This is a genomic window from Streptomyces sp. NBRC 110028, assembly GCF_001417735.1.
Classification (GTDB): domain Bacteria; phylum Actinomycetota; class Actinomycetes; order Streptomycetales; family Streptomycetaceae; genus Streptomyces.
In genome coordinates, this window is sequence record NZ_BBUZ01000030.1 from 191,408 (window position 1) to 208,429 (window position 17,022).

Consider the following 17,022-nt stretch of genomic DNA (forward strand, 5'->3'; position numbering starts at 1 on the left):
CAGCTCACTTCCTGGGCGCGGTGCCGAACCACTTCCGGTAGATCGCGTTGTAGCGGCCGTCCCCCCTCGCGGCCTCGAGCACCTGGTTGATCTTCTTGCGCAGCGCGTCGTTGCCGGTGCGTACGGCGATGCCGTACTTCTCCCCGGTGCTGAACTCGGCCGTCACCTCGGTGTCCGGGTTGTCCTTGACGAAGTCGTACAGCACCCCGTTGTCGTTGATGCCCGCCGCGACCTGTCCGGTCTTGACCGCGGAGACCAGCAGTCCGAGGTCCTCGAACTGGACCAGGGTGGCGCCCACGGCCCGCTTCTGGGCGTAGGCCTCCCCGGTGGTGCCCTGCTGGACCGCCAGCCGCTTGCCCTTGAGGTCGCCGAGGTTCCGGTAGGGCTTGCCCTTCCGGGTGAGCAGCGCCTGGGTGGCGTCGAAGTAGGGGCGGGAGAAGTCCAGGTTCTTCTCGCGGACGGCGTTGATCGTCATCCCGGCCGCGGCGACATCGCAGGTGCGGGTGTTGAGGTCCTCACCGGACTGGATGCCCTCGAAGGGCGTGTCCACGATCTCCTGCTTCACCTTCAGCTCCGAGGCGACGAGATCGACCAGATCCACGTCGAAGCCGACGATCTTCTTGCCCTGCCGGGACTGGAAGGGCGGATAGGGAAGATGAGTGCAGGTGGTCAGCTTGCCGGACGTCACCAGGCTGATGCCCGGGCCGCCGGAGTCCGACGGTTTTGTGCTGGTACAGCCGATGAGCAGGGCGGCAGCGGCGGCAATGGCTATGACGGGCGGCGCGGAGCGAGCGGACACGGCACCTCCGGGACATGGTCGGCGAACGACCCCACGGGACACGTGATCAGGACGTCGGCCCGCATCCTGCCACTCTCCGTGCCGCCGTGACCCCGCCACGTGCGTTGCGAGCGCGTAACGGCTGGGGAGCCCGCCCCGGCCGGGAAGCTACCGGCGGCGCCTGCGGCGCCTGCTGAAGAACCAGCCGGCCGGCGGCTCGTCCGCCCGCCAGGGCTGGGGCTCGGGCGCCCCGCGCCGCCGCCAGCGCGCGGTCAGCACGCGCGTGCGCGCGGCGGGCTCGGTCACCTCGGCGCCCCGGACGAAGTCCTCGTCGAGAACGACGTCGTCCCAGTCGTCCCGGTTCCGGTCCCGGTCGTCCGCCTCGTCCCCCCGGTCTGTGGAGCCGGTGCTCAAGGGGCACCTCCCGTCCGCCGGTGTGCCGCTCGGGCACGAAAGCGTGTTCCTGGAGCGAGGAACGTGCGGGACGCCCGCCGAGTTCCGGTGGGTGCTACGCGGGGATCCAGACGCGCATCGCCCCGGGCTCCCGGTTCGCCCAGGCGTAATAGGGGATCGCGGTGACGCGCACCGGGTCGTCCGCTCCACCGCTGCCGCCCCCGGCGTCCGGGTACGGCCACCAGTTGTCGGACGGGACCGCCCGGCGCAGCACCCGGGCCATGATCACGGTCACTCCGCCCAGCAGCCGCGGCCGGTGCTCGGGGACCAGCTCGGTGTCCGTGTCGAGTGTGATGCCGTCCAGCCGCAGCCCGGCGCGCTGATCCGGCTGCTCCAGGCAGTACACCAGCGGTCCGTGCTCGATCGCGGCGCAGCCGCGCACCGCGTCCATCCGTGGGTCGGGGCGGGTCAGCCGCGGCGTCAGCGGCAGCGTCAGGACCACGGTCTCGCCCGGCCGCCAGCGGCGCCGCAGCCGCAGCCAGCCCCGTTCCGCGCGCTCCGTCACCGTCTCGCCGCCGACCGTCGCCTCGTACCGGTCGGCCCAGTGCGGAATGCGCAGCGACAGCGTCCAGTCGGCTTGCGCGGGAGCCTCGTCCACGACCACCGCGATCCGGCCTTCCCACGGGTAGCCGGTGCCCACCCGCACCGTTCCGCCGCCCGCCGCGTACACCCCCGAGGCGTACTGGTGCAGCTGCAGGCCCCCGGCGTCGCCGCTCGCCATGTAATGCGGCAGCGAGGCCAGCAGCCGCATCGCATTGGGCGGGCAGCAGGCGCAGCGGAACCATGGTGTCCGCCGCGCCTCCTGGTCGCTGTGCGACTCCGTACGGCCGTCCCGGACCTGGAGCGGATTCACGTAGAGCCAGCGCTCGCCGTCCAGGGAGACGCCGGAGGCGAAGCCGTTGAACAGGGTCCGCTCGATCAGATCGCTGTAGCGGGCGTCCCCCGTGAGCAGTGCCATCCGCCAGCTGAACTGGATCGAGGCGATGGCGGCGCAGGTCTCCGCGTACGCCCTGTCCGGCGGGAGTTCGTACCGGTCGCCGAAGGACTCCAGGTCGTGCCGCGAGCCCACCCCGCCCGTCAGATAGGTCTTGGTGGCGGCCATGTCCTCCCACAGCCGCACCAGCGCCTCCCGCAGCCCCCGGTCGCCGGTCTCGGCCACCAGGTCCGCGGCCCCGGCCAGCAGATACAGCTGGCGGACCGCGTGTCCGGCGACCGCCGTCGCGTCCCGCACCGGGACGTGGTCCTGCCAGTAGGGCGCCCCGGGACGCGGCCCCGTCGCCCCGCCGTCGCCCAGGGTTCCCGCACCGCGCCGGTCCACGAAATACCCGGCGAGATCGAGGTAGCGCCGCTCGCCGGTCTCCCGGTACAGCTCGACCAGCGCCGTCTCGATCTCCGGGTGCCCGCACACCGCGTCCACCGCCTTGCCCGGGCCGAAGACCGCGTCGAGGTGATCGGCGCACCGCACCGCCACATCGAGCAGCCCGTCCTCGCCGGTGGCCCGCCGGTGCGCGACGGAGGCCTGGAGGAGATGGCCCGCGCAGTACAGCTCGTGCCCCCAGTGCGGCTCGCTCCACCGCCGGGCGCCCGGCCGGGCCTGGTAATACGTCTGCAGATAGCCATCCGCGTCCTGAGCGTCCGACACCAGGGCCGCCAGCCGCGCCACCTGCCCGGCCAGTTCGCCGGCGGCCGGCCCGCCGGGCTCGTCGGCGAGCTGCCAGGACGCGGCCTCCAGCCACTTGTGCACATCGGAGTCCTGGAACGGGAAGTCCCCCGTGAACCCCTCCTCCGCCGTCCCCGCGGCGGCCCGCAGATTGGCCAGGTTGCCCGCCTCCTCCAGTCTCCCCGGCCCTTGCGGAACACTGACCTCGGCGTTGATCCGCCGCTTGGCGGCCCAGAACCCTCCGGTGATCCGGGCCGTGGCGGGCGGCCGGAGAGCGGTGTGCGCGTCGTGCGTGAGCCGGATCGGTCCTGTGGACATCTGCCTACCCCTTACCCCGTACGTTCCGTGGCGGCCATGCCTTTCACGACGTGGCGAGCCGCGCGCGCCATGTGGCCCATTCCACTGCACTTCGGCGCCGGAGTCAGGAGGGGAGACGCGGGTTGCGTGCGAGGAGGCGACGGAACGTCAGGCGGCGGACGGCTCCGCGCCGTCCACCACATGGGCCACACCGCACGTGACGTTGTCGGGCCCGCCCGCGCGGTTGGCGAGGGCGATGAGTTCGAGCGCGGCCTCGCCCGGATCGGCCACCGAGCCCAGCACACGCCGGATCTCCTCCGCGGCCACCACCCCGCTGAGCCCGTCCGAGCACAGCAGATACCGGTCGCCCGCCAGGGCGTCCCGCAGCGCCAGGTCGGGCTCGAACGCCGACCCGCCGCCCACGGCCCGCAGCAGCAGCGCCCGCTGGGGGTGGGACGCGGCCTCCGCCAGGGTGATGCGCCCCTCGTCGATCAGTGACTGCACCACGGTGCACCACGGTGTGGTCGTGGGTGATCTGGAACAGCTCGCCGTCGCGCAGCAGATACGCCCGCGAATCGCCGATGTGCACCAGGCCCAGCCGTGACCCCGACCACACCATCGCGGTCAGCGTCGTCCCGACGTCGCGCAGCGCGGGGTCGGACGCGGCCAGCTCGCACACCGAGGTGTGCGCCCGACGCGCCGCGTCCTCCAGGGCGCTCAGCAGTTCGGCCCCCGGAACCTCGGCCTCCAGCGGCTTGAGCGCCTCGATCGCCGCCTCGCTCGCATGGCGGCCGCCGCCGAAGCCGTCGGCGACGGCGAGCAGACGCGGACCGGCGTACCCGGCGTCCTCGTTGCTCGTCCGGACCGAGCCCCGGTCGGAGAGCACGGCGTAGCGGATTCCCGGGGAGCTGGGAGAAGAAGACATGGTGACGTCCTTTCCGGACAACTGCGCGACGAGGAAGGCGGCCAGGTCACGCCGGGCCGCCGTATCGGCCTCGACCTGCGCCCAGTACGCGCGGACCTCCCGCGCCGCCGCGCCCGGATCCAGCTCGCACACGGTACGGATCCGGGCCAGCGGCATCCCGAGCCGACGCAGCCAGGCCACCAGCCGGGCCCGCTCCAGCTGCGCCGGGTCGTAGAGGCGGTAGCCGGAGTGCGGGTCGACACGGGCCGGCGGCAGCAGCCCGAGTTCGTCGTACAGGCGCAGCGCTTTGGGGGACAGCCTCGATGCCTTCGCGAACGCGCCGATCGTCAGCAGTCCCATGCCCGCCCTCCTCGCGCCGGGCACCTCGCCCGGCCACCACGATGCTGGAGCTTCCCCCTCGGAGAAGGTCAACCAACGCCAATCAAGACCAACGAAGACCATCTATGGGCCATATTCAAAACCACATACCTCCCTCATTTATATTTATCAGTCATATACTTTCATTCGGTCTTCTTCAGGTATTCGTTGTGCTTGGCACGGGAAATGACGGGGCATCCGCACAGACTCGTGGCAGCCACGAGGCGAGGGAGGACCCATGTCCGTTTCCACCACACCCGGAACCGTGTGGGGCACCTGGATCAATCTGCAAGGCGGCATCCACTCCGAGCCCGCGCCGGTGGCCCAGGCCGACGACCGGATCCAAGTCTTCATCAGGGGCGGTTCGAACGTCCTCTGGAGCAGACTCGAGACCCGCGACGGGGAGTGGGGTCCCTGGCAGCAGTACCCGGGCGTGTCCGTCGACGGCATCCCCGCTCCGATCCGCGGGAAGGACGGAAAGGTGCGGGTCTTCTACCGCACCCCGGGCAACAACCTGGAGGTCATCACCCAGACCTCCATCAACTCCGGGTACGGCACGCCCCAGATCCTGGCCACCGGCATCGGGGACGATCCCGCCGCGGCGCTCGGCGCCGACGGCCGCATCTACGTGTTCTTCCCCGGCGCCGACAACGCCCTGTGGTTCCTGCGCAACCAGGACCTGCAGTACGAGACGTACACCACCGCGACCTCGCTGGGCGGCGGCATCTTCGCCACACCGTCGCCCATCCTCGACGGGGGAGGGCGGATCGTGGTGGCGGTCAAGGGCAGCGGCGAAACCCTCTACACCATCCAGCAGGCAACCGAGAACTCCGCCACCTGGGAGGGCTTCTCGCTCAACGCCTCCAACGTGACCAGCCGCCCCTCGGCGTGCCTGGACGCGGCCGGGCGGGTGCAGATCTTCTACCGGAGTTCGGACGGCTCCGTCCGGCGCGTCGGACAGACCGACGACTACGACTCGTTCAACGCGCCCGTGAGCCTGGGCGCCCAGATCGTGTGGCGGCCCACCTGCGGCCTGGGCCAGGACGGCCGGATCAACGTGTTCATCAAGGCCACCGACAACGCCCTGTGGGTCGCCGTCCAGACCACGGAGAACGGCACCGCCTACACCGGCTTCCAGTCCCTCGGCGGGGTCATCGGCTCCGCCGGCATCAGCGTCCCCATCGCCAACGAGGAGAACCTGCTCTACGTGTTCCTGCAGGGCAACGGGACCGCCAGAGACCTCTGGCTGCAGCGCCAGACGTTCGTCTGAGCGGCGCCCTTCGGGGGCTCCACGGTTTTCGAAACTTTCGCACCTGCCTCAGGGGCTGTCGGAAGTCATCAGAACCTTTAATCTCCGAACAAATTCGATCAACGAGCGGGTTGATCAACGGAGAGCCAGGAGCCCCCACATGCCCACAGCAGGAGAGCGACGATCGAGCCGCAGCGACGGACAGCCCAGCCGGCGACTGGTCCTGATGGGAGCCCTGGCCCTGGGAGCTGCCGCGGGAACCCCCGGCCTCGCCGAGGCCGCCGCCCCCACCGCGCGGGAGACGGCCGCCGGGGCCGCCCGGTACGCCAATCCGCTGGTCCGCAACCGTGCCGACCCGCACATCTTCAAGCACACCGACGGCTACTACTACTTCACCGCCACCGCCCCGGAGTACGACCGCATCATCCTGCGCCGTTCCAGAACCCTGGGGGGCCTGGCCACCGCGTCGGAGTCGGTGATCTGGAAGAAGCACGGCAGCGGGGACATGGGCGCCCACATCTGGGCCCCGGAGATCCACTTCATCGACGGCAAGTGGTACGTCTACTTCGCGTCCGCGCCCGCAGACGACGTCTGGAAGATCCGGATGTGGGTGCTGGAGAACGCGAGCGCCAACCCGTTCGCCGGGACCTGGACCGAGAAGGGGCGCATCGCCACCCCCATCGACTCCTTCTCCCTGGACGCCTCCACCTTCGTCCACCGGGGCACCCGCTATCTGATCTGGGCCCAGAGCAACCCGGACGTCGGCAACAACTCCAGCATCTACATCGCCAAGATGTCCAACCCCTGGACCATTACCGGGCCACAGGTGGAGATCTCCCGCCCGACCTACGACTGGGAGACCCGCGGCTACAAGGTCAACGAGGGCCCGTCCGTCCTCCAGAAGAACGGCCGGCTCTTCCTCACCTACTCCGCCAGCGCCACCGACGCCAACTACTGCATGGGGCTGCTCACCGCCTCCGCGGACAGCGACCCGCTGGTCGCCGCCTCCTGGAAGAAGAGTCCGCAGCCGGTCTTCACCAGCAACGACACCACCAAGCAGTACGGGCCGGGCCACAACTCCTTCACCGTCGCCGAGGACGGCCGCACCGATGTCCTCGTCTACCACGCCCGCCAGTACAAGGACATCACCGGCGACCCGCTGGGCGACCCCAACCGGCACACCCGGGTCCAGACGCTCGGCTGGAAGGCCGACGGCACCCCGGACTTCGGTATCCCCGTGGCCGACGGCCCCGCACCAAAGATCAGGGCCACCACCCGCTACACCATGACGGCCTTCACCAACAGCAGCGAATCCAACCTGTACGTGTACGACTCGCCGGACGCGCTCACGTACACGCTGCTCAAGGGGCCGGCGTACACCCCGCCCGCGGAGCTGATCCGCGACCCCAGCATCATCAAGCACACCGACGGCTACTACTACATCGTCTACACCACCAACTGGACCGGGAACACGATCGGTTTCGCGCGCAGCCGCGACCGCGTCAACTGGAGCTTCGTGCGCAACCACACGCTGCCGCTGGCCGGTCTCGAGCGCGCCTGGGCGCCCGAGTTCTTCGTCGACGCCGACGGCAGCGTCAACATCATCGTGTCGCTGGACACCACCGACACCCCCGATGACATCTTCCGGCCGCATCTGCTCACCGCCACAGGCGCCTCGCTGTCGTCCTGGACCACCCCGAAGCCGCTCACCGGCCTGGACAAGGCGAACTACATCGATACCTTCGTGGTCCGCCACGGTGGTCAGTACCACGCTTTCACCAAGCAGGAGACGACGAAGTACATCGAGCACGCCACCGCCACCAGCCTCGGCGGTCCCTACACCCTGCGCGGCACCGGCGACTGGGCGGGCTGGGGCAGCTGGCGCGAGGGTCCGGCGCTGGTCCCGCTGGACAACGGTGGGTGGCGGATCTTCTTCGACGGCTACGCCGAGAAGAAGTACTACTACAGCGACAGCCTCGACGGTTTCCGCACCTGGACCCCCATCCGGGAGCTGCCCCGGCTCTCCGGCTTCGCCCGCCACTTCACCGTCCTCAAGGAGAGCGTGTGATGCGCGGACGCCTGTGGGCCCTCGTCGTGGCCACCCTCCTCGGGCTGTCGGCCCCGCTGGCGGGCGCCGGTACGGCGCAGGCGGCCCCCGCCACCATCGTCAACGCCACGCAGTTCACGACCACATCGGGCGAGGCGCTGCACGCGCACGGCGGCGGAGTCATCAAAGTCGGCGCGTACTACTACTGGTTCGGTGAGAACCGCAACGCGGACAACACCTTCCGCTACGTGTCCGCCTACCGCTCCACGGACCTGAAGACCTGGGAGTTCCGCCGCCACGTCCTCACCCAGACCACGGATCCCGAGCTGGCCACCGCCAACATCGAGCGGCCCAAGGTCCTCTACAACGAGCGGACCAAGCGGTTCGTGATGTGGATGCACAAGGAGAACGGCAGCGACTACAGCGAGGCGCGCGCCGCCGTCGCCACCTCCGCCACCGTCGACGGCGACTACACCTGGCGGGGCAGCTTCCGCCCGCTGGACCAGCACATGTCGCGCGACATCACGTTGTTCGAGGACAGCGACGGCACCGGCTACATGATCTCAGCCGCCCGGGAGAACTACGACCTGCAGATCTACCGGCTGACCGACGACTACACCGGTGTGGCGAGCCTGGTGGCCAACCCCTGGCCCGGTGGCCACCGCGAGGCCCCGGCACTCTTCAAACGCGGCAACGTGTACTTCATGCTGACCTCCGGCGCCACCGGCTGGAACCCCAACCAGCAGCAGTACGCCACCGCCACCAGTCCGGCCGGCCCCTGGAGCGCGATGCGCGACGTGGGCGACGCCACCGCCTACGGTTCGCAGACCGCCTATGTCCTGCCGGTGCAGGGCACCCGGACCACCTCGTATCTGTACCTGGGCGACCGCTGGGGCAACTCCTTCGGCGGCAAGGTCAACGACTCGCGCTACGTCTGGCTGCCGCTGGCCTTCCCCACCGCGACCACCATGACCATGGACTGGTACCCGCAGCTGACCATCGACGCCGCCCAGGGCACCGTGACCGGCTCCGGCGGTCCGTACACCACGCTGAAGGCCCGGCACAGCGGCAAGTGTGCCGATGTCGTCTCCGCCGCGCAGACCGATGGCGCCGCGGTCGTGCAGTACACCTGCAACGGCGGCGGCAACCAGCTGTTCTGGTCCAGGAGCGCGGGCGGCGGATACGTCCAGCTGGTCGCCCGGCACAGCTCCCAGTGCCTGACCGTGGCCGGCGGCTCCACCGCCGACGGCGCGGCCGTCGTCCAGTCGGCCTGCGGCACGGGCGCGAACCAGCAGTGGCAGGCCACGGACACCGGCGGCGGATACGTCCGGCTCGCCGCCCGTTCCAGCGGCAAGTGCCTGGACGTGGCCGACGGGTCCACGGCGGACAAGGCCGCCCTCATCCAGTGGAGTTGCACGGGCGGCACCAACCAGCAGTGGCAGCGCGGCTGACCGTCCGCACCCTTGTCGGCCCTTCCCGTTCGGAGCTGTTGACATCCCCGGACGTGCCGGTAGCTTCACGTGCGCACGATGTCGGACGTTGTTCGTAATTTCGAACCTCCGTGAGGGAAGTCATGAACGAACCAGTCGACAGACGGCACTTCATCGCCGCCACCGCCTCGGGGGCCGCCGCCGTGATGCTCACCGCCGCGGCGGGCGGCACCGCGGCGGCGGCCGCGCCCGGCGCCGCCCCGCCCGCCGCGCCGCGGGGGGCCCGGGCGCTGACCAGCGTCCGCCCCTTCCCGCTCACCGCCGTGACCCTGCTGTCCGGCGCCTTCAAGGACAACCAGTCCCGCAACACCGCCTATCTGCGCTTCGTCGACATCGACCGGCTGCTGCACACCTTCCGGCTCAACGTCGGCATCGCCAGCGGCGCCCGGCCCTGCGGCGGCTGGGAGAGCCCCACCACCGAACTGCGCGGCCACAGCACCGGCCACCTGCTGTCCGGCCTCGCCCTGACCTACGCCAACACCGGCGACGCCGCACTGCTCGACATGAGCCGCAAACTGGTCGCCGCGCTCGCCGCCTGCCAGGCCAAATCCCCGGCCGCCGGCTACGGAACGGGCTATCTGTCGGCATTCCCGGAGAACTTCTTCGACCGGCTGGAGGCCGGCAGCGGCGTCTGGGCCCCGTACTACACCATCCACAAGATCATGGCCGGGCTCGTGGACCAGTACCGGCTCGCGGGCAGCGACCAGGCCCTGGAGACCGTGCTGCGCCAGGCCGCCTGGGTCGACACGCGCACCGGGAGGCTCGGCTACGACCAGATGCAGCGCGTCCTGGAGACCGAGTACGGCGGCATGAACGACGTCCTGGCCGATCTGCACGCGATCACCGGCGACGGCCGGTGGCTGAAGGTCGCCGAGCGCTTCACCCACGCCCGCGTCTTCGACCCGCTCGCCCGGAACGAGGACCGGCTCGCCGGACTCCACGCCAACACCCAGATCCCCAAGATGGTCGGCGCCCTGCGCTTGTGGGAAGAAGGGCTGGACAGCCGCTATCGCACCATCGGCGAGAACTTCTGGAAGATCGTCACCGATCACCACACGTACGTCATCGGCGGCAACAGCAACGGCGAGGCCTTCCACGAACCGGACGCCATCGCCGCCCAGCTCAGCGGCAACTGCTGCGAGAACTGCAACAGCTACAACATGCTCAAGCTCACCCGGCTGATCCACTTCCACGCGCCCGAGCGCACCGACCTGCTCGACTACTACGAGCGCACCCTGTTCAACCAGATGCTCGGCGAACAGGACCCCGACTCGGCCCACGGCTTCAACATCTACTACACGGGCCTCGCCCCCGGCTCCTTCAAACAGCAGCCGTCCTTCATGGGCCCCGACCCGAACCAGTACTCCACCGACTACGACAACTTCTCCTGCGACCACGGCAGCGGCATGGAAACCCACGCCAAGTTCGCCGACACCATCTACACCCGCGGCGACCGCAGCCTCCTGGTGAACCTCTTCATCCCCTCCGAGGTGCGCTGGCAGGAGAAGGGCATCACCTGGCGCCAGACCACCGGCTTCCCCGACCAGCAGACCACCACCCTCACCGTCGCCTCCGGCGCCGCCTCCCTGGAACTGCGGGTGCGGATCCCCTCCTGGGCGTCCGGGGCCCGCGCCACGCTCAACGGTGCCGCCCTCCCCGACCAGCCGAAACCCGGCAGTTGGCTGATCATCGACCGGCAGTGGACGGCCGGCGACCGGGTCGAGGTGACCCTGCCGATGAAGCTGCGGCTCGACCCCACCCCCGACGACCCCGACATCCAGGCCGTGCTGTACGGGCCCGTGGTGCTGGCCGGGGCGTACGGCGACCGCACCGGCATGGCCCTGCCGCGCCTCGAGCCGGACTCGGTGGTCCAGCAGGCCACCAGCCCGATGCGCTTCACCGCCACCGCGGACGGGCAGAGGGTCACCCTGCTGCCCGTGGCCAGTGTCCACCACCAGCACTACAACGTGTACTGGCTGAGCGGCCGGCCGCCCACCCCACCGCCCGCCTTCGCCGCCTGGTACCGCTTCGACGAGACCTCCGGCACCACCGCCGCCGACGCCACCGGCCGCGGCAAGACCGCGCGGCTCACCGGCGGCGCCACCTGGACCACCGGCAGGTCCGGCAGCGCCGTCACGCTGAACGGCACCGACGGATACCTGACCCTCGCCGACGACCTCCTCGCGGGCGCCACCGCGTACACGCTGGCCACCTGGGTCCGGCTGGACGGCACCCCCGCCCAGTGGACCCGGATCTTCGACATCGGCACCGGCGTCACCGCCAACATGTTCCTCACCCCGGTCGCCGACTCCGGCAAGCTGCGCTTCGCCATCACCGCGGGCGGAGGCGGCGCGGAGCAGCGCATCGAGGCCGCGCCACTGCCCACCGGCCAGTGGACCCATATCGCCGTCGCCTACGGCGGCGGCACCGCCGTGCTCTACGTCGGCGGGCGCGAGGCCGGGCGCAACACCCGCGTCACCGTCGAACCCGCCGACTTCGGCAACCACATCCGTGCCGCCTACCTCGGCAAGTCGCAATACCCCGACCCCTACCTCAGGGCCGCGTTCGACGACTTCCGCGTGTACGGCAGGACACTCAGCGCGAATGAGGTCGCCACGCTCGCCGAAAGCTGACAAGCTCGGCCGGGCGGGCCACGGCCCGCCCGCCCCCTACCGACCGGCATGGACAAGGACGACGTACATGGCCCACTTCGCGGCGGAGAACCGCTACGACTCCATGCAGTACCAGCGCTGCGGGCGCAGCGGTGTGCTGCTGCCGAAGGTCTCGCTCGGCCTGTGGCACAACTTCGGTGACACCCACCCGCTCGAGACCCAGCGCGCCGTGCTCCGCCGCGCCTTCGACCTCGGCGTCACCCACATCGACCTGGCCAACAACTACGGGCCGCCCCCCGGCAGCGCCGAGACCAACTTCGGCGCGGTCTTCGCCCAGGACTTCCGCCCCTACCGCGACGAGCTGTTCATCGCGAGCAAGGCCGGATACCTGATGTGGCCCGGGCCGTACGGCGAGTGGGGCTCGCGCAAGTACCTGCTGGCCAGCCTCGATCAGTCGCTGACCCGCACGGGCCTGGACTACGTCGATGTGTTCTACTCCCACCGCTTCGACCCGGACACCCCGCTCGAAGAGACGATGGGGGCGCTCGACAGCGCCGTACGGCAGGGCAAGGCCCTCTACGCCGGGCTGTCGAACTACCCGCCGGAGGCCATCGCGGAGGCGGCCGCGATCCTCAAGGATCTGCGCACCCCGTACCTGATCAACCAGCATCCGTACTCGATGCTCCAGCGCGGGGTCGAGGGCGGGGTGCTGGAGGCCTCCGCCGCGGCCGGCGCCGGTGTCATCGCCTTCTCGCCGCTCGCCCAGGGCCAGCTCACCGACCGCTATCTCAACGGTGTGCCCGCCGACTCCCGCATGGCGCTCGGCCACTCCCTCAAGCGCGACGCGCTCACCGAGGAGCGCCTCGCGCTGCTGCACGCCCTCAACAAGATCGCCGGCGAGCGCGGCCAGACCCTCGCCCAGCTGGCGCTGGCCTGGGTGCTGCGGGATCCGCGGGTGGTGTCCGTGCTGATCGGCGCGAGCAGCGTCGCCCAGCTGGAGCAGAACGTCGCGGTCCTTGACTCGCCCGGCTTCAGCGACGCCGAGCTGGCCGAGATCGACCGCCTCTCCGCCGAGGCGGGCGTCGACATCCCCTGATCAACCGCGGTGTCCCCGCTCCCGGAACCGGGAGCGGGGACACCGCGCGCCCTTGTGTCAGCGGCCGGTGAAGCGCGGAGCGCGCTTCTCACGGAACGCGGCCATCCCCTCGGACTGGTCCTCGGTGGCGAACAGCGCGTGGAAGGCGCGCCGTTCGAACAGCATCCCCTCGCGCAGCCCCACCTCCAGCGCCCGCTCCACCGCCTCGCGCGCCGCCATGACGGCCGGTGTGCCGTACGAGGCGACGGTCGCGGCCACCGCCGCCGCCTCAGCCATCAGCCGGTCGTCCGGGACCACCCGGGAGACCAGCCCGGCGCGCTCCGCCTCCTGCGCGCCCATCGTGCGCCCGGTCAGGATCAGGTCCATCGCCTTGGCCTTTCCGACCAGTTTCGTCAGCCGCTGAGTGCCGCCGATGCCCGGGATCACGCCCAGTTTGATCTCCGGCTGACCGAAGGTGGCCGATTCGGCGGCCAGGATGATGTCGCACATCATCGCCAGCTCACAGCCGCCGCCCAGCGCGTAGCCGGACACCGCCGCGATCTTGGGGGTGCGCAGCGCGGCGAAGGCGTCCCAGCCCGCGAAGTAGTCCTCGGCGAACATCTCGACGGACGTCCTGGGCTCCATCTCCTTGATGTCGGCGCCCGCCGCGAACGCCCGCTCGGAGCCGCGGATCACGAAGCAGCCGGTCCCCGGATCGCGGTCCAGCGGCCGCAGCGCCTCGACCAGTTCGGCCAACAGCCCGCCGCTGAGCGCGTTGAGCACCTCCGGGCGGTGCAGGGTCACGGTGACGACGCGTTCATGTCGCTCGATCTTGATGAAGTTCACGGTGTCTCCCTCGGGGGTGGGCGGTTCTACGAGTCCCAGATGGCGCCGTACGCGGGGATCCCGCGGCACTCCAGGCCGTGGACCACCTGCCAGGTGAGCTTCTTGTTGGAGATGCAGATGACGGCCTCCGCCTCGAAGTCCGCGTACGCGGCGTGGGCGAGCCGGACCATGTCGGGCTTGCCGTGTTCGGAGGTGTCCCAGATGAGCGCGTCGGGCTGGACGGCCAGGATCTCCTCCACCAGGGCGTCGCCGTAGGTCGTACGGGGGGCGCGGGTCGCCCACACCAGCCGCGCCGGGACCTGCTGGGCCAGCAGATGGGGGAGGCAGGGGCCGATGCCGCTGCCGGTGGCCACGTAGACCACCTTGCGGAACAGTGTCTCGATGTTGGCCACGCCCGCGGTGGTGATGCCCTTCACCCACACCCGGGACGGCGCGTCGTCGATGAATTTCCCGGTCCAGTCCCCGGCGCGGGAGATGGTGAGCCGGAACCCCGCCTCGCCGGGCGCGGGCACATTGGCGAACGAGTGCCATTCCCGCAGCGGGCTGCGGCTGATCGCGGTCGAGGATCCGGCGAAGGGCGTCACCCCGTGGTTGAAACGGGCGAGCGCCACATGCGCGGAGGGGCGTTCGACGGCCACCGCCACCCGGCGCAGCCGCAGCCATGGCAGCGCCACACCGAAGGTGACCACGGCCAGCACCCAGACGCCCGGCGCCGTCAGCAGCCGCCCGGCGGCGGACCCGCCGCCGGGCCCGTCGAGGGTGGTCAGCACGGTCTGCGCCCAGAAGAGCCCGAGTGCCGCCCAGCCGCCGAAGCGGTGCGTCCTCTCGAAGCGGTCGTGGAACCGCGCCCGGAAGGGCGGCAGCGCGGTGGCCGTGATCCCCAGCAGCAGCACGACCAGGGCGTACGAGACGGTGAGCGTCGCGGCCGGGGCGGCGTGCCGGGTCAGCGAGCCCACCAGGGCGAGGAACCAGAGCGTGCCCGCCAGGGCCCCGCCGACGTGCACCCCGCCGAAGTGGTAGACCTTCGCCAGCGCCCACCGGATCCTCAGCGGCCAGCTGACGGGCGGCGCGGTGGCGATGCGGAAGAGCAGATTGATGACGTACTGCTGACGGATGACGATGGCGACCGCGAAGTTGACGAGCGCCGCGTCGGAGAGTGTACGAGGCGGCAGTCCCTCGCCCGAACGGGACAGCACGAAGCCCAGGTTGACCGCGAGGACCAGGGCGATGAGGCGGTTGTAGTGCATCAGACGCGGATGCTTCAGCAGCCCGCGCAGCCCCGGCGTCCGGGGCGGCAGCGGCGGCTGCGCGGCGCGCGGCGGCGCTTGGGCGCGGGGTGTGGTCATGACGCCACCCCACCGGCCGTGCGGCGCTCGGCGGCCAGCCGTAGCAGGGCCGCCTTGTCGACCTTGCCGCGGCTGGTGAGCGGCAGCACCGGCAGGGTGTGGACGGCCACCGGCACGCAGTAGTAGGGCAGGGCCCGGGCCACGGCCCGCAGCGCCGCCTCGGGATCGACCCGCAGCGGGGCGGCGAAGGACACCAGACTGCGGTCGTCCAGCTTGAGGGTCACCGCGCGGACGCAGCCGGGGACCGCCTCGAGGACGGCCGACACCGAGTCCAACTCGACCCGGAAGCCCCGCACCTTGACCTGGTCGTCGGTGCGGCCCAGATGCTCCAGCTCGCCGTCGGGCGTCCAGCGGCCCAGGTCGCGGGTGCGGAACATCAGCCGCCCGCCGCCGAGGAACGGATCGGGCGCGTACCGTTCCGCGGTGAGCCGCGGATTGCGCAGATAGCCCGCCGACACGCAGTCGCCGCCCGCCCACATCTCGCCGGTCTCGCCGATGGCGCACGGGCGACGCTCGGCGTCCAGGACGTACACCGTGTTGTTGGGTGTCGGCCCTCCGATGGTCAACCGCAGCGCCGCCGGGTCATGGCGCTGCATGGTGTTGACGATGGTGGTCTCGGTCGGCCCGCACGCGTTGTAGAAGGCGCAGACCCGGGCCCAGCGGTCCGCGAGCGAGCGCGGACACGGCTCCCCGGCGACGGCCGCCACCTTGATCCGTCCGCACAGCTCCGGGTCGACCGCGCTGAGCACGGTCGGGGTCGCGATGACCACGTCCACCCGGCGTACCGTGGCGGCGATGTCGGCGCCGCGGATGACGAGGGTGGCGCCGTGGCTCAGAGCGCCGAGGATCTCCCACGCGGCCATGTCGAAGGCCACATTGAGGATCTGGGACACCCGCAGCCCGGGCCGCATCCTCAAGTCCCCCGGCTCGGTGAGCAGGAGGTTGCACACGTTGCGATGGGTGACGGTGACCCCGTTGGGCGCTCCCGTGGTGCCGGAGGTGAAGAGCACGTAGCAGCCGTCGTCCGGCGTCACGGGCCGGGCGGGCACGAAGGGCCGTCCGCTCTCCTCACCGTCGAAGGGTTCGTCCATCGCGGTGTCGAGCGGGATGACGATGTGGCCGGGCGGCACCGGTATTCGGTCCGCGTAGCCGGACGTCGTCAGGATCACCCGGGTCGATGCCGTGCGGATGACATGGCCGAGCTGCGCCTCGGGCGCCAGCCCCACGTCCTGCGGCACATAGGCCGCGCCCGCCTTCAGGGTGGCCAGCAGGCCGACGAGCAGGGGGAGGGAGCGCCGGACGAACAGCGCGACGTGGTCTCCGGGGCGTACGCCCAGCCGGGCGAGCCGGGCCGCGAGCCGTCCGGCCTGCCGGTCCAGCTCCCCGTAGGTGATCGTCTCGCCGAGGTGCTCGGCCGCGACGGCGAGCGGAGAAGCGGCGGCGTGCCGCTCGATGGCCTGGTGGATCAGGGAACAGGGCGGCGTGGCCACCGGCCCCTGGCCGTATCGCTGGAACAGCCGCCGGTCCGTGCCGGACAGGTGCCGAAGGGGGCCGGCGGGCCAGTCCGGGGCTGCGCCCGGAAGCCTGCTGGGTTGTTGACGCATGGTGTGTATCCGCATATGTCGCCCACTCTCGTTCGACAAGTCGGTCATCGTTCGGCTGATGGAGCCGGGTGCGGGCACAAGGGGCCCAGGTACGGGTGAAGGGTGAGAAGTGATGTGCCGTATGAGGTGCGAAGGCGCACTTCGGCGAAAGGATCAGGACACCGGCGACCCGGTCACCAGCACATCGTGTGGCATGTGGTGATCAGCCGTCTCGCTTGTTCGAGAGCTTAAGGACCTGTGCGGCGCGCATGGAAGACGGGCGATGGGCGCAAGTTGGCCAGGA

The 17,022-nt window shown here is 70.7% G+C and carries 11 protein-coding genes and 1 pseudogene; 5 read left to right on the forward strand and 7 right to left on the reverse strand.

The window, feature by feature from the left end; translation table 11 throughout:
• Positions 1-4 precede the first annotated feature (4 nt).
• The 4 genes and pseudogenes from ASC60_RS22700 to ASC60_RS22715 all read right to left on the reverse strand — a co-directional run bounded on the left by ASC60_RS22700 (position 5) and on the right by ASC60_RS22715 (position 4,452).
• Positions 5-799 carry an ABC transporter substrate-binding protein gene (locus ASC60_RS22700; protein WP_055553825.1) on the reverse strand — a complete coding sequence of 265 codons (795 nt, stop codon included), beginning with the start codon at positions 797-799 and terminating at the stop codon, positions 5-7.
• Between the two features lie 147 nt (positions 800-946).
• Positions 947-1,192 carry a hypothetical protein gene (locus ASC60_RS22705; RefSeq protein ID WP_055553828.1) on the reverse strand — a complete coding sequence of 82 codons (246 nt, stop codon included), beginning with the start codon at positions 1,190-1,192 and terminating at the stop codon, positions 947-949.
• Positions 1,193-1,286: 94 nt separating this feature from the next.
• Complete coding sequence (locus tag ASC60_RS22710) at positions 1,287-3,209, reverse strand: glycoside hydrolase family 127 protein (protein ID WP_055553830.1); 1,923 nt, start codon at positions 3,207-3,209, stop codon at positions 1,287-1,289.
• Positions 3,210-3,356: 147 nt separating this feature from the next.
• Positions 3,357-4,452 (reverse strand): annotated as a pseudogene (locus ASC60_RS22715) (MerR family transcriptional regulator).
• Between the two features lie 256 nt (positions 4,453-4,708).
• On the opposite strand from ASC60_RS22715, the gene ASC60_RS22720 reads away from it, so the two are divergent.
• The 5 genes from ASC60_RS22720 (at position 4,709) to ASC60_RS22740 (ending at position 12,964) form a co-directional block, all read left to right on the forward strand.
• Positions 4,709-5,740: a hypothetical protein gene (locus ASC60_RS22720; RefSeq protein ID WP_055553832.1), complete on the forward strand. Its 1,032-nt coding sequence runs from the start codon at positions 4,709-4,711 to the stop codon at positions 5,738-5,740.
• A 139-nt stretch (positions 5,741-5,879) separates the two neighbouring features.
• Positions 5,880-7,787 (forward strand): family 43 glycosylhydrolase, encoded by a 1,908-nt coding sequence (locus ASC60_RS44110; protein ID WP_370592957.1) that lies wholly within the window; start codon positions 5,880-5,882, stop codon positions 7,785-7,787.
• Positions 7,787-9,217 carry an RICIN domain-containing protein gene (locus ASC60_RS22730; RefSeq protein WP_055553836.1) on the forward strand — a complete coding sequence of 477 codons (1,431 nt, stop codon included), beginning with the start codon at positions 7,787-7,789 and terminating at the stop codon, positions 9,215-9,217. Before ASC60_RS44110 ends, ASC60_RS22730 begins: the two co-directional genes overlap by 1 nt.
• A gap of 122 nt (positions 9,218-9,339) precedes the next feature.
• Positions 9,340-11,889 carry a beta-L-arabinofuranosidase domain-containing protein gene (locus tag ASC60_RS22735; protein WP_055553838.1) on the forward strand — a complete coding sequence of 850 codons (2,550 nt, stop codon included), beginning with the start codon at positions 9,340-9,342 and terminating at the stop codon, positions 11,887-11,889.
• Positions 11,890-11,956: 67 nt separating this feature from the next.
• A complete protein-coding gene (locus ASC60_RS22740) occupies positions 11,957-12,964 on the forward strand; it encodes an aldo/keto reductase (RefSeq protein ID WP_055553840.1) in 1,008 nt (335 codons plus the stop codon).
• A 57-nt stretch (positions 12,965-13,021) separates the two neighbouring features.
• Here ASC60_RS22740 and ASC60_RS22745 read toward each other — a convergent pair whose 3' ends face one another.
• Genes ASC60_RS22745 through ASC60_RS22755 form a run of 3 tightly spaced genes read right to left on the reverse strand, consistent with a single transcriptional unit; the run spans position 13,022 to position 16,739 of the window.
• Entirely contained in the window at positions 13,022-13,789 is a 768-nt protein-coding gene (locus tag ASC60_RS22745; protein WP_055553842.1) for an enoyl-CoA hydratase-related protein, read from the reverse strand.
• A 26-nt stretch (positions 13,790-13,815) separates the two neighbouring features.
• Entirely contained in the window at positions 13,816-15,135 is a 1,320-nt protein-coding gene (locus ASC60_RS22750; protein ID WP_055553843.1) for a hypothetical protein, read from the reverse strand.
• A complete protein-coding gene (locus tag ASC60_RS22755) occupies positions 15,132-16,739 on the reverse strand; it encodes an amino acid adenylation domain-containing protein (RefSeq protein WP_055553991.1) in 1,608 nt (535 codons plus the stop codon). Before ASC60_RS22755 ends, ASC60_RS22750 begins: the two co-directional genes overlap by 4 nt.
• Positions 16,740-17,022 lie beyond the last annotated feature (283 nt).

Excerpts from the sequence above, each read along its gene's own strand:
- ASC60_RS22740 (WP_055553840.1), top strand. The coding sequence starts at position 11,957 with ATGGCCCACTTCGCGGCGGAGAACCGCTACGACTCCATGCAGTACCAG.
- ASC60_RS22755 (WP_055553991.1), bottom strand. The coding sequence starts at position 16,739 with ATGCGTCAACAACCCAGCAGGCTTCCGGGCGCAGCCCCGGACTGGCCC.
- ASC60_RS22730 (WP_055553836.1), top strand. The coding sequence starts at position 7,787 with ATGCGCGGACGCCTGTGGGCCCTCGTCGTGGCCACCCTCCTCGGGCTG.
- ASC60_RS22720 (WP_055553832.1), top strand. The coding sequence starts at position 4,709 with ATGTCCGTTTCCACCACACCCGGAACCGTGTGGGGCACCTGGATCAAT.
- ASC60_RS22750 (WP_055553843.1), bottom strand. The coding sequence starts at position 15,135 with ATGACCACACCCCGCGCCCAAGCGCCGCCGCGCGCCGCGCAGCCGCCG.
- ASC60_RS22710 (WP_055553830.1), bottom strand. The coding sequence starts at position 3,209 with ATGTCCACAGGACCGATCCGGCTCACGCACGACGCGCACACCGCTCTC.
- ASC60_RS44110 (WP_370592957.1), top strand. The coding sequence starts at position 5,880 with ATGCCCACAGCAGGAGAGCGACGATCGAGCCGCAGCGACGGACAGCCC.
- ASC60_RS22735 (WP_055553838.1), top strand. The coding sequence starts at position 9,340 with ATGAACGAACCAGTCGACAGACGGCACTTCATCGCCGCCACCGCCTCG.